16 protein-coding genes are annotated in these 14,074 nt (G+C 72.4%); 4 read left to right on the forward strand and 12 right to left on the reverse strand.

All coding sequences use genetic code 11. From position 1 onward, the window contains the following. A partial coding sequence (locus RMN98_RS13105) for a hypothetical protein (protein ID WP_309649258.1) occupies positions 1-498 on the forward strand: 498 nt, incomplete at its 5' end. Between the two features lie 311 nt (positions 499-809). Here the strand turns inward: RMN98_RS13105 and RMN98_RS13110 are convergent. The 4 genes from RMN98_RS13110 to RMN98_RS13125 form a co-directional block, all read right to left on the reverse strand. Beyond that, on the reverse strand, positions 810-1,739 hold the full coding sequence (locus RMN98_RS13110) for a DUF5926 family protein (protein WP_309649259.1): 930 nt from the start codon (positions 1,737-1,739) through the stop codon (positions 810-812). Positions 1,740-1,777: 38 nt separating this feature from the next. Then, entirely contained in the window at positions 1,778-2,560 is a 783-nt protein-coding gene (locus RMN98_RS13115) for a glycerophosphodiester phosphodiesterase family protein (protein WP_309649260.1), read from the reverse strand. Between the two features lie 298 nt (positions 2,561-2,858). Further along, complete coding sequence (locus tag RMN98_RS13120) at positions 2,859-4,079, reverse strand: ATP-binding protein (RefSeq protein ID WP_309649261.1); 1,221 nt, start codon at positions 4,077-4,079, stop codon at positions 2,859-2,861. A gap of 69 nt (positions 4,080-4,148) precedes the next feature. Continuing rightward, entirely contained in the window at positions 4,149-4,421 is a 273-nt protein-coding gene (locus tag RMN98_RS13125) for a hypothetical protein (RefSeq protein WP_309649262.1), read from the reverse strand. Positions 4,422-4,495: 74 nt separating this feature from the next. Here RMN98_RS13125 and RMN98_RS13130 point away from each other — a divergent pair, with 74 nt between their 5' ends. Together RMN98_RS13130 and RMN98_RS13135 are read left to right on the forward strand one after the other, a co-directional pair. Further along, positions 4,496-5,362 carry a DNA-formamidopyrimidine glycosylase family protein gene (locus tag RMN98_RS13130; RefSeq protein ID WP_309649263.1) on the forward strand — a complete coding sequence of 289 codons (867 nt, stop codon included), beginning with the start codon at positions 4,496-4,498 and terminating at the stop codon, positions 5,360-5,362. Positions 5,363-5,373: 11 nt separating this feature from the next. Further along, complete coding sequence (locus RMN98_RS13135; RefSeq protein WP_309649264.1) at positions 5,374-5,709, forward strand: rhodanese-like domain-containing protein; 336 nt, start codon at positions 5,374-5,376, stop codon at positions 5,707-5,709. Between the two features lie 96 nt (positions 5,710-5,805). Here the strand turns inward: RMN98_RS13135 and RMN98_RS13140 are convergent, their stop codons facing one another. The 3 genes from RMN98_RS13140 to aat all read right to left on the reverse strand — a co-directional run bounded on the left by RMN98_RS13140 (position 5,806) and on the right by aat (position 7,512). Continuing rightward, positions 5,806-6,288 carry a hypothetical protein gene (locus RMN98_RS13140; RefSeq protein ID WP_309649265.1) on the reverse strand — a complete coding sequence of 161 codons (483 nt, stop codon included), beginning with the start codon at positions 6,286-6,288 and terminating at the stop codon, positions 5,806-5,808. Positions 6,289-6,302: 14 nt separating this feature from the next. Continuing rightward, entirely contained in the window at positions 6,303-6,755 is a 453-nt protein-coding gene (locus RMN98_RS13145) for a hypothetical protein (protein WP_309649266.1), read from the reverse strand. A gap of 70 nt (positions 6,756-6,825) precedes the next feature. Continuing rightward, entirely contained in the window at positions 6,826-7,512 is a 687-nt protein-coding gene (aat, locus tag RMN98_RS13150) for a leucyl/phenylalanyl-tRNA--protein transferase (RefSeq protein WP_309649267.1), read from the reverse strand. Positions 7,513-7,568: 56 nt separating this feature from the next. Here aat and RMN98_RS13155 point away from each other — a divergent pair, with 56 nt between their 5' ends. Beyond that, positions 7,569-8,249, forward strand: a complete 681-nt coding sequence (locus tag RMN98_RS13155) for an EcsC family protein (protein WP_309649268.1) — start codon at positions 7,569-7,571, stop codon at positions 8,247-8,249. Here the strand turns inward: RMN98_RS13155 and RMN98_RS13160 are convergent. The 5 genes from RMN98_RS13160 to RMN98_RS13180 form a co-directional block, all read right to left on the reverse strand. Beyond that, positions 8,210-9,424, reverse strand: a complete 1,215-nt coding sequence (locus RMN98_RS13160) for a hypothetical protein (RefSeq protein ID WP_309649269.1) — start codon at positions 9,422-9,424, stop codon at positions 8,210-8,212. The two genes, RMN98_RS13155 and RMN98_RS13160, sit on opposite strands and share 40 nt — an antisense overlap. Continuing rightward, the gene (locus tag RMN98_RS13165; RefSeq protein ID WP_309649270.1) at positions 9,421-10,548 is read right to left on the reverse strand and encodes a hypothetical protein; all 1,128 of its coding nucleotides are present in this window, start codon (positions 10,546-10,548) and stop codon (positions 9,421-9,423) included. Before RMN98_RS13165 ends, RMN98_RS13160 begins: the two co-directional genes overlap by 4 nt. Positions 10,549-10,570: 22 nt before the next feature. Continuing rightward, positions 10,571-11,674: a hypothetical protein gene (locus RMN98_RS13170; RefSeq protein WP_309649271.1), complete on the reverse strand. Its 1,104-nt coding sequence runs from the start codon at positions 11,672-11,674 to the stop codon at positions 10,571-10,573. Next, complete coding sequence (locus tag RMN98_RS13175) at positions 11,671-12,645, reverse strand: hydroxymethylglutaryl-CoA lyase (RefSeq protein WP_309649272.1); 975 nt, start codon at positions 12,643-12,645, stop codon at positions 11,671-11,673. Before RMN98_RS13175 ends, RMN98_RS13170 begins: the two co-directional genes overlap by 4 nt. Next, positions 12,642-14,074: biotin/lipoyl-containing protein (locus RMN98_RS13180; RefSeq protein WP_309649273.1), on the reverse strand; the 1,433-nt coding region annotated here is incomplete at its 5' end. The genes RMN98_RS13175 and RMN98_RS13180, both read right to left, overlap by 4 nt.

Consider the following 14,074-nt stretch of genomic DNA (forward strand, 5'->3'; position numbering starts at 1 on the left):
CACACCAACAAGTTCGGCATCAACTGCGAGCACCCGATCTACGCCAGCGGCGGTGAACTGCTCGAACTCGTCGCCGCAGCCGACGGCACCGACCAAACTCGTCACCTCACCATCGAAGGACACGACCGACGCGGCAAGCCCGGCACCTACCGCGACTACCTCAACGTCAGCCTCGACTGCCACGGCGAGACCCTCAAGGTGCGCGTCCCCCTCTTCCACACCGACGCAACGAGCAACACCCCCAGTGGCTCCGCCAACTGGGGCGAAGTGTGCCGCGTCTGGCCTCCCGGCTCCCCACAGTTCAAGTACCTCTACGGTGCCCGCAACGACACCGAAGCCCGCCACGCCGACCTCAAAGCCCGCGTCCGGCACCTACCCCGCGACGTCCCCGGACAGGAACTTCGCCTACTCGGCGCCGCCATGGCCATCAACGCCATCGCATGGCAAGTCCACCTTCAGGCCCATCGCCAGCGCAACGTCATCGACGACACCGCCTAACGACCCCCGCTCCGCCAACCGCCCCGGCTAACGCCCCGGCGGCTACAAGTTCGCCCGGACGCCGAAATCAGGTCCTTCGCGAGGTCAAAAGGTGGCTCTCGCCACGCGCAGAAGGCCCGGACGGCAGCAAACGGCAGGCCTTCTCGCCAATACCGAGTTTTCCACCGCGATTTCGCCGTAGGCCCGGGAAGGTCCGGCCGCTGCAGACGGGGGATTCAGCAACGGCCGGACCAGTGGTTCACGCTACGTCGGGGACGAGGGCGCGGCCTAACCGGGGCGGCTGTGATCCCGGATACCCCCGTGGGCATCGGTCAGCGGATCGTCACCTGACGGTTGGCCAGTCCCGAGCGAGCGGCGCGCTGCTCGGTGGTGAGGTCGGAGGTGTCGGCGAGCGCCTCGTCGAGCGCAGCCTTGAACGTCGCGGCCGGCTCCTCGAGGGCGGCGGCGCCGGTGCCGACGGGCAGGTCCCAGACGGGGGCCAGCAGGCCGTGTGCGCGAAACATCCCGACCAGGCGGGCCCCTTCGGCGATGACGTCGGCGCCCGAGACGTGCAGGCGGGCCAACGCATCGAGGAGCTGGTCCTCGGGCTCCGGCATGACCCAGCGCAGGTGCTCCTTGGTGCCGACGTTGGTCCAGTACGCCGCCTCGACCGAGCTGAGCCGCGCGGTCGGCGTGGCCGACTGGTTGGCCTGCTCGAGGGCGCTCTCCATGCCGCTGGAGTCCTCGACGTCGGCGACCCAGTAGTCGAAGCCGTCGTGCACGGTGACCTCGAGGGTCGCGTCACTGACCAGGTCCTGGAGCCGGGGACCCTCACCGGGCGCGGAGGTGAGACCGACGATGCCGGGCTCGGCGTCGATCGCCTCGAGCAGCACCGCCGCGAGGTCGCGCGACGGGTCGCCGTAGTTGTGCTGGACCTGGAGGCCGAGCCAGACCTCGCCGCTCTCGCGGGACATGGCCGGGGCCGCCATGGGCAGCAGCGTCGCGAGCCGGACCTGGCGCTCACCGGCCTTCTCGACGGTCAGGGTGGCGGTGGCGGCGGGCACGAGCTCGCGCATCGCGACGATGTCGCACTCCGACGGCATTCCCTCGAAGGGGCGGCCGACGAACACGTCGGCAGCACCACCCTTCGCGCCGTGGCACGCCTTGTAGCGCTTGCCCGAGCCGCACGGGCAGGGCTGACGGGGGGCGACCTCGCCGGCGGGGGCGGAGTCGCGGGTCTTGGTGCGGGAGCTCTTGGCCATGGGCCAGAACCTACTGGGCCGGTGGGCCCACGGGCACATCAGCGCTGGTCGAGCAGCTCCAGCATGTAGGCCGGGCGGTCGCTGATGACCGCCTTGACACCGAGCTCGATGCACAGGTCGAGGTCGGCCTGCGTGTTGACCGTCCACACGTGCACGTCGTGACCACTGCGCAGCACGCGCTGGGCGAAGCGGGGGTGCTCCCGCAGCAGCTCGATGCCCGGCCCGACGACCCAGTCCTTGCCGATCACGCGCCGCAGCATCGACCAGGTCGGCAGGTGCTCGAGCAGCTGCACCAGCTGAACGTCAGGCGCGAGGCGCTCCACCCGCTGGAGCGCAGTGAACGAGAAGCTCATCACCCGCACCGGTGAGCCCGGCCTGTCCCAGCCGAAGTCGCGCAGCATCTCCACGAGCCGCTTCTCCACCAGCCCGCCATAGCGGGTCGGGTGCTTGGTCTCGATCGCCACCTCGACCCGACGGTCGTAGTCGGCGACGGTCTCGAGCAGCTTGCGCAGGGTGAGGACCCGGTCGAGCTCCTCGTCGCGGTCGGGCGCCTCGTCGTCCAGGTCCGTCCAGGGGTTCTTCCAGGCGGCGAAGTCGAGCTCGGAGAGCTCCGCGAGGTCGAGGGTGGAGACGACACCGCGCCGGCTCGCCGTACGCCGGAGGTCGCGGTCGTGCACGCAGACCAGGTGCCCGTCGGCGGTCAGGCGCACGTCGCACTCGAGGCCCTCGGCGCCCGCGTCGAGGGCGGCGAGATAGGCCCCGAGGGTGTGCTCGGCGTTCTCGTGGCTCGCGCCCCGGTGAGCGACGACCTGAGGCCTCATGACGCCATTGTGTCGCGGATCGGGATCCGCCACGCCGGGACCCACCAGCCGAGTCGGCGCAATGTTGCTGGCGGTCGGGCCGGTCGAGTCGTGTGCCGGAGGCTGCGCCAGGGCGCGGTCTGGGACCCACGACTCGGCAGCATGGCCGGCCGACGCGCGCCGAGTGCGCGGTCGTGTGCCTCACACGGTGCTGCAGCGCTGTCTGCGGCACACGACTGGACGCCCCGCGACGCCGTGCAACATCACGCCGACTCGGCGTACGCCGTGCAACATCACGCCGACTCGGCGTACAGATGGGTCAGGCGTTCTCGCGCAGATAACGACCGAAGTGCGGCACGGTGAAGGCGATCCGGCCGCGCTCCCCGGAGTAGATGAGCCCCTTCTTGAGCAGCGAGTCCCGCGCGGGCGAGAGCGACTGCGGCTTCTTGCCGAGCTGGGCGGCGACGTCGGAGGTGGCGACCGATCCGACGACGTCGACCCCCTCGCCCGCCGGGTCGGACGCCGCGGCCGCGACCGCGGCGTCGGCCATCGCGCGCAGGTAGTCGCGCTCCCCCGGTGTCGCGCGCTCGTAGCGGCTGCCGAAGAATCCCACCGCCAGCTCGCGCTCGGCCTCGGGCGCGGCGACGGCGACGTCCTCGGCCGTGATCGGGGAGCGGGGGGCGAGGTCCCACACGGCCTTGCCGTAGGCCTGGATGAAGTAGGGGTAGCCGCCGGTCGCGGCGTACATGGCTGTCAACGCGGTCTCGGCGAACGCGGCGTCCTCGTCGTCGGCGGGCGCGGTCAGCGCGCGGTCGGCCTCGGCACGCGAGAGCCGGTCGATGCGCTGGTAGGAGAAGAGCCGCTCGGAGTAGGACTTGCTCGCCGAGAGCACCGCCGGCAGGTGCGGCAGCCCGGCGCCGACCACGATCACCGGCAGCCCTGACTGGCTGATCTCGTGGCACGCCGCGCAGAGTGCCGAGACGTCGTCGGGGCCGAGGTCCTGCATCTCGTCGATGAAGACCGCGACGCCCTTGCCCACGTCGGCCGCGAGCCCGCCGACGTCGGTGAGCAGCTCGACGAGGTCGATCTCGATGTCGCCGGAGTCGGCGCGCCCGCGTGCAGCAGGTACGTCGATCCCGGGGCTCCACTGCTCGCGCAGCCTGGCGGTGGGTCCCGCCTCGCGCTGGGCGAAGGCACGTAGCACGCCGAGCACGTGGTCGGCCTGCTCCTGCTCGGGATGGGCGAGCTCGCGGACCGCCTGGTGCAGCGCGCTGCTCAGCGGCCGGCGCAGCCGCTGGTCGGGGCGCGCCTCCAGCTTGCCGGTGCCCCAGCCCTTGCGGACCGCCTGCGAGCGCAGGGCGTTGAGGAGCACGGTCTTGCCGACCCCGCGCAGCCCGGTGAGCACCAGGGACCGCTCGGGGCGACCCTTGGCGACCCGCTCGAGCACGACGTCGAAGGCGCCGACCTGCTCGTCACGACCGGCGAGCTCGGGCGGTCGCTGGCCGGCGCCGGGCGCGTAGGGGTTGCGGATCGGGTCCATGCGAGGACGCTATCCGGCTCTCTAGCGAGATCCTTAGATTGCCCGATCGAGGGCTAGGTGTGTCTCGCCTCAGCTGACCCGCGGGCGGACCGCGGTGTCCTCGAGCGGGTCGGGGCGGTAGAGCGACGCGAAGGACTGGTCGAGCCCGGCCCGCAGCAGGTCGATCAGGTCGGGGACCTCGTCGACCGCGAGCCGGAAGGAGCCGGTGCAGAGGTTGTCGCGCCACAGCGAGAGCACGACGACGGCCGCCTCCTGGTGCCACGAGATGCGCAGGGCACGGTCCTGACCGCGGGCGTCGAGGAAGATCGACCCCGTCTCGGGCAGCGGGCGTGCGGCGGGCATGCCCCATCATGCGCCGCGATCCCCCGGGCTGTCACCGGTTCGCCCGGAGCCGTTCTCGACCTAGGATTGCCCACGTGCCCGAGCTGCCCGAGGTGGAAGCCCTGGCCCTGGACCTCCGGGGCCGGCTCGACGGGCGTGCGATCACCAAGATCCACCTTGCCGCCTTCAGCGCCCTGAAGACCTACGACCCGCCGCTCTCCGCACTCGAGGGCACCCTGGTCGACGGCGTCACGCGCCACGGCAAGTTCCTCGACATCGAGGCCTCCGGGCTCCACCTCTGCCTCCACCTCGCCCGCGCCGGCTGGGTCCGCTGGCGCGACGAGGTGCCCGCGCTCCCGCCCAAGCCGAGCAACAAGTCACCGATGGCCGCGCGCATCGTCCTCGACGACGACACCGGCCTCGACGTCACCGAGGCCGGCACCAAGAAGTCCTTGGCGATGTACGTCGTCCGCGACCCCGCCGACGTACCCGGCATCGCCCGCCTCGGGCCCGACCCGCTCGCCGACGAGTTCACCATCGACGTGCTGCGCGGCATCCTCCAGGCCGAGGGACGCAAGCAGCTCAAGGGCGTCCTGCGTTACCAGAGCACCATCGCGGGCATCGGCAACGCCTACAGCGACGAGCTGCTCCACGCCGCGAGGATGTCACCGTTCAAGCCCGCCAACAGCCTCGACGACGCCGAGGTGGAGACGCTCTACGCCGCGATCCGCGGAGTGCTCGGCGACGCCGTCGAGCGCTCACGGGGCTTGGCGGCCAGCGAGCTCAAGGGCGAGAAGAAGTCCCACCTCGCCGTCCACGGCCGCACCGGACAGCCCTGCCCGGTGTGCGGCGACATCGTGCGCGAGGTCTCCTTCGCCGACTCCTCGCTGCAGTACTGCCCCACCTGCCAGACCGGCGGCAAGCCGCTCGCCGACCGACGGATGAGCAAGCTCCTCAAGTGAAAGGGTCACCCATGACCGGCATCCCCACCGTCTCCATCGACGGCGTCCCCCACCCCCTGCCCGAGGGGCTGGCCGTGCTCGACGTGCGCGAGCCGCTCGAGTGGGAGCACGGCCACATCGAGGGCGCGGTCCACGTGCCGCTGGGCGAGCTCACCGAGCGCCTCGCCGACCTGCCCGACGCGCAGACGCTGGTGGTCTGCAAGGTCGGTGGCCGCTCGGGCCAGGCCGTGGGCTACCTCGCGCAGCAGGGCTACGACGTGGTCAACCTCGATGGGGGGATGCTCGACTGGGCCGCCGCCGGCCGGCCGATGGTCAGCGAGAACGGCCAGGCGCCGCAGGTGGTCTGACCCGGCGACCGACACGTCGTCACCCAGCGGCCAGCTCGGGGAGAGACAGAGCCGCCCCGCCGACCCTTCGGGTCCAGCGGGGCGGCTCGGGTCAGGTCACTCCGCGGGCAGGCTGGGAGCCTCGAGACCCCCGGGCAGGCCACCGAAGTCGCAGTTGTCGGTGACGTAGGTCTGCAGGGCCGCGGCCGCCTCCTTGTCGTCGCCGGAGAGCTCGTCCTCGAGCTCGGCCATGGCCTCCTCGTCCTGGAGGTCGTCGGCGTTCAGGTCCTGGATGCTCTCGATGGTCAGCTCGAAGCCGTCGCGGGCCTCGTCGGACATGTCGTCGGGGGTGCCGACCTCCGACATGTCGTCGGCCCACGTCTTGAGCGACTCGAGGATCGCCTCGGCCTGCTCCTGCTCGGAGGCCTCGGGGTCGATCTCCTCGAAGGCGTTGAGGAAGCCGGTCGTGTACTTCTCGCAGAACTCGTCCTGCGAGGCGTCGGTGGGGGCGCCCGAGGCGCCACCGCCGCCGCAGCCCGCGAGGACCAGGGCGAGCACGGAGGCCGCTCCTGCCGTCTTCATGGTCCTGGTGCTCGTCATGTTCCTCATCCTTGTCACTCGTCCTCTCCTGACGCGTCATCGCACGTCTGGTCCACATAGTCGTCGAAGGCGTCCGCCTTCTCCTCGTCCGCCCCGCTGAAGTCCTCCCCCGCTGCCTCGAGCTCCTCGATGGTCGCGTCGTCGGGCAGGTCGAGGACCTCGCTCGTGACGAGCACGAAGCCTTCCTGCGCCTCGTCCGACGTGTCCTCGGGCACGCCGACCTCGACGAGCTCGGTGACGGCCGCCTTGATGGCGACCACCTCCTCCTCCGTCAGGTCGTCGGCCGACACGGCGCCGTAGGCCTCGGAGACGCCGGTCAGGGCGTCGCAGAAGTCCGTGGTCGAGGCAGCGGTGTCGGCGATGCCGGGGTCGTCGGAGCCGGCGGTGGACTCCTCCTCACCGCCGCACCCGGCCAAGGAGCCGGACAGCACGACGACGAGCACGATGGAGGTCAGGACACGCAGCATGGGGCAGCAGGGCTCCTCGGTGGGGGGCGGAGCGCACTTCCTACCCCGTCGGCACGACATTCAGTCACAGTCACGGCCTCGGAGTCGAGAGGTCCGGCAACGGCGAGGTGAACAGTCGGGGCAGGCGCGCCAGGTAGTCGTCGCGCGAGATCTCCTTCACCCCCAGCGTCGCGAGGTGCGGGGTCACCCACTGGGTGTCGACCAGCCGGTCCCCGGGAGGGGCCGCCGACAGCAGGTCGACGAGCCCGATCAGCGCCACCTTGGAGGCGTCCCGCACGCGGTGGAACATCGACTCCCCGGCGAAGAGCCCGCCGATGGCCAGGCCGTAGAGCCCCCCCTCGAGCCGTCCGTCGCGCCACACCTCGACCGAGTGGGCCCAGCCCAGCTCGCCGAGACGGAGGTAGGCCGCACGGATGTCGTCGTCGATCCAGCCCTGCGGTCGTCGCGGGTCGCCGCAGGCGTCGATCACCTCGGGCAGCGCGGTGTCGACACGGACCTCGAAGTCGCGGGCGGAGCGCCGCAGGGACCGCGAGACCCGCAGGTCGCCCAGCTCCAGCACCCCTCGTCGTACGGGGCTGAACCAGTACATCGGGTCGCCGGGCTCCCCCAGGGGCATGGGGAAGAGGCCACGCCGGTAGGCCGCCAGGAGCGTGCCCGGCTCGAGGTCGGCGCCGATGCCCACGAGGTCGTCGTCGGGGTCGAACCCGGCTGGATCACCGAAGACCCAGCGGCTCGGGGTCGGCTCGATCGGTGGCACGAGGACGACCGTAGTGGGTGAGCCGTGGCTGGGGACGCCTCACTAGGATCGACACCATGGGAGTCTCCAAGACCGTCGGCAAGCAGCTCGCGCCCAGGATGGCCGGACTCGCGCCGGGCCTCACCTCGTCCTTCGTCCGCGAGGCGCTGCACCGCGCCATCGTCGGCGCGGGTCCGCTCCCGCCAGCGGCCAAGGCTGCCGACAAGCAGCTCGAGGAGCAGAGGGGCGACGTCGACAAGGCGGTCAAGGAGGTCATCGAGAACCACGTCCGCTATGCCGGCGCCCAGGGGTTCGTGACCAACATCGGCGGCCTCGTCACGGCCGCCGTGACGATCCCGGCCAACATCACCGGCCTCGCGCTCATCCAGTGCCGGATGATCGCCGGCATCGCCCACCTGCGTGGCTACGACCTCGACGACCCACGGGTGCGCAACGCGATCCTGGTGGCCATGCTCGGCGAGGACGCCGTGACGTCGATGGTCAAGAGGCGCAAGATCCCGGCACCGCCCATGGCCCTGGCCACCGCTCCCGTGCACGACGCCACGATCGACGTGATCATCTCCACCGAGGTCGCCTCCGACCTGATCACCAAGGTCGCTGGCAAGCGGCTCGCGCTCACCATCGGGCGTCGCGTGCCCGTCGTGGGAGGGGTGGTCGGCATGGGCGCCGACGGCTACCTCACCTGGAAGATCGGCCGCTACGCCGACCGCGAGCTCCTGCCGCGCCCCACGCGATAGGCCCGCAGCGCACCTCGCCCGAGACGTGAGGTCTGGAGGCGCCGGACGGCCTTCTCGCGCAGTCGGTACGTCGGGCGCAGGTAGGACCGCTCCAGGTCCCGATGCGCCGCGTCGAGGTCGCCGCGCAGCCGGCCGGCCTCCTGCTGAAGGCGGCCGTTCTCGAGCAGCAGCGCCTTGATCGCGTCGACCGCAGCGCTCGCGACCTGCTTCTCCGAGGGCTGGTCGGGATCGGCCCAGGCGCCCACTGCGGGCGCGCCCTCGAGGTCGGCGAGATCCCCGACCACGTCGTAGCCGCGCTCGCGGATCTCGGCCACCCAGGAGTCCTCCAGGTCGCGCACCCAGGGGTGCACCTCCGGTGGGAGCCCCAACCGCGGCGACCCGACCCGGCGCGAGAGGGTCTGGTGGGCCAGCAGCTCGCGCACCAGCGGGCGGTAGTCGGCCGGGGGAAGCTGGCGGTTGGCCGAGGCGTTGATGCGCCGGATCAGGGCGGTCTCGGGCACACCCAGGGAGGGGTTGACCCGCTCGGCCTCGAGGTCGAGGTCGAGGTCGTCCAGCCCGAACGTCTCGCTGAACCGCTGCCACAGCACCTCGGGGGCGCCGCCGGGAGGAGGCACCGTGACCAGGTGGACGTGCTCGGGCGGCAGGTCGTGGCCCCACCGGTTGAGGATGTCGGGGATCTCCTGGACGCTCCAGAACCAGCTCGCGATGCGGCCTTCGCGGGACGGGTCCTGGACCTGGCGCAGGAAGCGGGCATAGCTGATCGAGCTGCGGTGCTTGACGTTCTCCTGCCACTCCGCCGGGATCTGGCGCACCAGGTCGCGCACGGAGAGCACGACGTGGACCTCGGTGCCCTCGCCGTGGCCGAGGTCGCGCAGCGCGCGGCCGACCTGGGAGCGGGAGGCCGCGGCGAAGATCTCGTGGCTGATGATCGAGGTGCCGTGGTGGTCGCGGACCTGCTCGGCAAGCCGGTCCCACGCCCCGATCGCCTCGGTCTCGAGCCCGCCCCAGGGCAGGCGCATCAGGTCGAGCGCGGCCAGGAAGTGGGCGTCGAACCGGTCGGCGGGATAGCTGATCCCGGCCGCCGCCAGGGTGCGCCGGTTGCGGTGCAGCACGTCTTGGAGGTAGGACGTGCCGGTCTTGGGCGTGCCGACGTGGAGCAGGAGGCGTCGGGTCACCGGGGCGCCTCCTTGGTCTCGTCGAGCAGCAGTCGGGCCGCCAGGGCGAGCACCCCGGCGTCGGTCGGACCCGACGCGCCCGCCGGCGCGACCGCCTCGGGCCGCGGCACGAGCAGGTCGGGGTCGCCGTGGACAGCGTAACCAGCGCGGAGCATCCGATCGCGCATCCGCACGGCCCGCTGCGTGGCCCACGCGGCGTGCTCGGCCGGCAGCCGCAACGGCGGACCGGGCGCGTCGAGGAGTCGGGGGAGGAGCGTGTGGCGCAACAGGTCGGCGCGCTGCTCGGGCAGCACCAGCAGGCCCAGCACGGTCGCCACCTGACGGGCGAGGTCGACCGCGTCGGCGGCGAGGACGGGCGGCTGCGGCAGGGCACGTCGTACGCCGACCAGTCGCGGCAGGGCGCTCGGGTCCAGGACCACGCGCACCCGGGCCTGGCCCACCTGGCGTGCCCAGGTGGCCGCCGCCCGCTCGAGGTCGACGCGCGGAGGAACGCGGTGGCCGGCGGCGAAGGGGTCGAGCCACTCGCGCCAGGGCAGGGAGCCCTCGTCGAAGCAGCGCGAGGTCCAGGCGTCGGCGACCATCGTGGCGACGTCGCGCCCGACCACGACGACCACGGAGCCACGGCCACCCGGGGGCCGGCCGCGGGCGACCATCCCCTCCCGCGCGGGGTCGGCCAACCACGGGTCGCCGACCAGGCGGTAGCGGGTGCGCCAGGGCCGGATCAGCGGCGGCGCCTCGGGCGGACGGCGCGCTCCCGCCGCGACGAGGTCCTCGGCGAGCAGGCTGGTCGCGACGCGGGTCAGCTCGGCGTCGGGCAGGTCCGCGGGGTCGACCGGTCGCGGCCCGAAGGGCGACTCGTCGGTGGCGCCGACGAGCTCCAGGTCGGGGGTGCCCCGGCCGGGGGCACTCGCCTCGACGACCCGCTCGACCAGGCGGGCCGAGGGCCGGCCCCCGTGCCGCTGGGCGGCGAGGTGCAGGCGGCGGAGCAGCTCGAGCTGTTGGGCGCCGGGGAGGTAGACGCCCTCGCGCGTGCCCTCGCCGTGCCACGCGGCCCAGGGCGTCGTGCCGCCGCCGCGCAGGTGCGCGACCCAACCCCAGGCGCGGCGCTCGCCGCTGATCGTCATCACGCGCGGCTCACTGGCCCCGTCACTGGCGCAGCCGCTTGGCCTGGCTGCGGACCTTGCTGATCAGCTGCTGGTCGGGGTCGGGACGCCGGGCGGCCTCGCGGGTCATCGCGGAGAGCGCGTCCATCGCGACGCGCAGCTGCTGCTTGGTGGAGACCTTGTCGGGGTTGACGAAGGTGACGTCCTCGGCGAGCGGCAGCGGACGCAGGTCATCGACGTCGCCGACGACGTCGACGCCGCTGTCGCGGATCCAGGTGACCCAGCGCTCGGCCTCCGCCTCAGCCCACGGCTGGAGACGTGGGGGCATCCGCACCGGCTGGGAGACCCGGCCGACCAGCTCGTTCTGGGCGAGCATCTCGCGGATCAGCTCGTCGTAGGACGCCTCGCGGCGCGTCGCGCGGTCCATGCGTCGGTTGAGCTTGCGGATCACCTGGGTCTCGGCGACGCCGAGCGACTGGTTGAGCCGGTCGCTGTCGCGCGGCGCCCAGGCCGGGTCGATGCCGAGGACCTGGCAGTAGCGCGACCACAGCAGGTCACGGGGCGCCCCCTGGGGCGGCACGGTGACGACGTGGATGTGGGCGGGGTCGATGCCGGCGCCCCAGGCCTCGAGCACGGTGGGCAGGTCGAGCGCGCGGTAGAACCACGGCTTGCCGTGCTCCACGCGGTTGAGGAAGCGGCGGTAGGTCCACTTGCGTCCCTGCTTGACGCTCTCCTGCCAGGCCGCGGGCAGCTGGCGGGCGAGGTCGCGGGCGCTGTAGACCACGTGGACCTCGCTGCCGGCGAGGTCGCGCTTGGCCCTCGCGATCGCCTCCCGGGTCGCCGGGGCGAGGATCTCGTGGCTGATCACGACGGTGCCGGAGCGTCGCTTCACCCGTCGGACGAGCGCGTCCCAGCTGCCCTCGGCGTGGCCCGCCGGACCGCCCCAGTCCTGGCCGAGCAGGTCGAGCGCGGCGCGGAAGTGGAAGAGCCCCGCGCTGACCACCGGTGAGCGGGTCGGGAAGTGGATGCCGTGGGCGGCCAGGCTCCTGGCGTTGAGGGCGAGCCGGTCCTGGACGTAGGTGGTGCCGGTCTTGGGAGCACCGATGTGCAGGTAGACCTTGCGCTTCGGACCCGCGGCGGCACTCACCCGGGAGATTGTGCCGGACCCGCCGTCCCACCCAGGGCCCGCACCACCGCCGAGGGGCTCGGGCGGCCGAGGTGACCTGCCATCCAGGTGCTCGTCGCGACCAGCTGCTCGAGGTCGACCCCGTGCTCGATGCCGAGTCCGGTGAGCAGCCAGACCAGGTCCTCGGTGGCCAGGTTGCCGGTCGCGCTCTTGGCGTAGGGGCAGCCGCCGAGGCCGCCGGCGCTGGCGTCGTACGTCGTGATGCCGGCCTGCAGCCCGGCGTAGGCGTTGGCGAGGGCCTGGCCGTAGGTGTCGTGGAAGTGCAGCGCGAGCTGGTCGGTCGTCATCCCGGCGTCGGTGAACGCGGTGACGAGCGCGGTGACCTGGTTGGCCGTGCCGACGCCGATCGTGTCGCCCAGGCTGAGCTGGCTGGCACCGAGGTCGAAGAGCCGCGTGCCGACGTCGACCACCTGCTGGACGGGCACCGCGCCCTCCCACGGGTCGCCGAAGCACATCGAGACGTAGGCGCGGACGTCGAGCCCGGCCTCGCGGGCCCGGCGGACCGTGGGCTCGAACATCGCGAACTGCTCGTCGAGGCTGCGGTTGAGGTTCTTCTGCGCGAAGGTCTCGGTGGCGCTGCCGAAGACAGCGACGTGGCGCATCCCGAGCTCGAGCGCGCGGTCCAGTCCGCGCTCGTTGGGCACCAGCACCGGGTGGTCGCGGCCGTCCTCGCCGAGCATCGTCATGAGCTCCGCGGCATCGGCGAGCTGGGGCACCCACCGCGGGTGGACGAAGCTGGTCGCCTCCACGACGGGCAGGCCGGCGGTGACCAGTCGTCGTACGAACTCGGCCTTGACGTCGGTGGGGACCAGGGACTTCTCGTTCTGGAGGCCGTCGCGGGGGCCGACCTCGTAGATCGTGACCTGGGTGGGGAGACCCTCCGGGACGTCATGCGCACCGTGGAGTCGCGTGCTCGTCTCGTATGACGTCATGCGCCCTCCTCGTGGGGGTGGACGACGAACAGGGTGGCGCCGAGCGCGACCTGCTCGCCGACGGAGGCGCCGACGGTCGTCACGGTGCCGGCGAAGGGCGCCTTCATCGCCAGCTCCATCTTCATGGCCTCGAGGACGCCGAGCACGTCGCCCTCGATGACCTCCTGGCCCTCGGTGACCCGGACGTCGAGCACGGTGCCGGGCATCGGCGCGGTGAGGGCGCCGTCGCCGACGTCGACGTGGTCGGCGAGCCGGTCGGGCGGGGTGAGGACGTGGCGCTGGCCCTCGAAGGAGACCTCGACGACGTCGGGCTGCACGTTGACGACGGCCCGCACCCGCCGGCCGTCGACGAAGGCGTCGAGGACGTGGTCGGAGGCGCTGACCTGGCGGAAGGACGTGCCGTCGACGGTGCCGCCGTGACGGTCGACGACCACGGCGCGGTCCAGCTCGACGACGGTCGGGGCGGGCGGGGAGCCGAGACGGAAGCCGTCGGAGGCGAAGGGGTGGCCGGTGTCCCCCGCCGTGATCATCGCCGAGATCCAGGCGGCGAGCGAGCGTGGCAGGTCGTTGTCCGGGGCGGGCACGTCGACGCCGCCGATCTCGGCGGTGTCGAGCCAGGCGGTGTCGATGGTCGCGTCGCGGAAGGCGTCACTGTCGACGAGCGCGCGCAGGAGACCGGTGTTGGTCGTCAGGCCCAGGACCGCGGTCTGGTCGAGCGCCCGCACCAGGGCCCGGCGGGCGCTCTCGCGGTCGGGGCCGTGGACGATCACCTTGCCGAGCATCGGGTCGTAGGAGGTGCTCACGACCTGGCCGGGCTCGAGCGCGTGGTCGACCCGGACGTCCGCGCCGGACGGCCAGCGCACGATGCTGGCGGTGCCGGCCTGGGGCAGGAATCCCCCGAAGGAGTCCTCGGCATAGACCCGCGCCTCGATCGCGTGGCCGTGGAGCGTCAGGTCGTCCTGGCCGAAGGAGAGGGGCTCCCCCGCGGCGATGCGGAGCTGGTGCTCGACGAGGTCGAGCGGCTGCCCGTCGAGCCGGCAGACCAGCTCGGTGACGGGGTGCTCGACCTGGAGGCGGGTGTTCATCTCCAGGAAGTAGACCTCGCCGGTGTCGCTGTCGAGGAGGAACTCCACGGTCCCGGCGTTGACGTATCCCACGTGGGCGGCCAGCGCGACGGCCGCGCCGGTGACCCGCTCGCGCTGGGCCTCGGTGAGGGTCGGCGCGGGCGCCTCCTCCAGCACCTTCTGGTGACGCCGCTGGGTCGAGCAGTCGCGCTCGAAGAGGTGCAGCACGGTGCCGTGGGAGTCGGCGAGGACCTGCACCTCGATGTGGCGCCCGTGCTCGACGTACTTCTCGACGAGCATGGTGTCGTCGCCGAACGACGACAGCGCCTCGCGGCGTGCGGACGCGACTGCCTCGGCGAGGTCGC

The organism is Nocardioides sp., from assembly GCF_031397825.1.
Lineage (GTDB): Bacteria > Actinomycetota > Actinomycetes > Propionibacteriales > Nocardioidaceae > Nocardioides.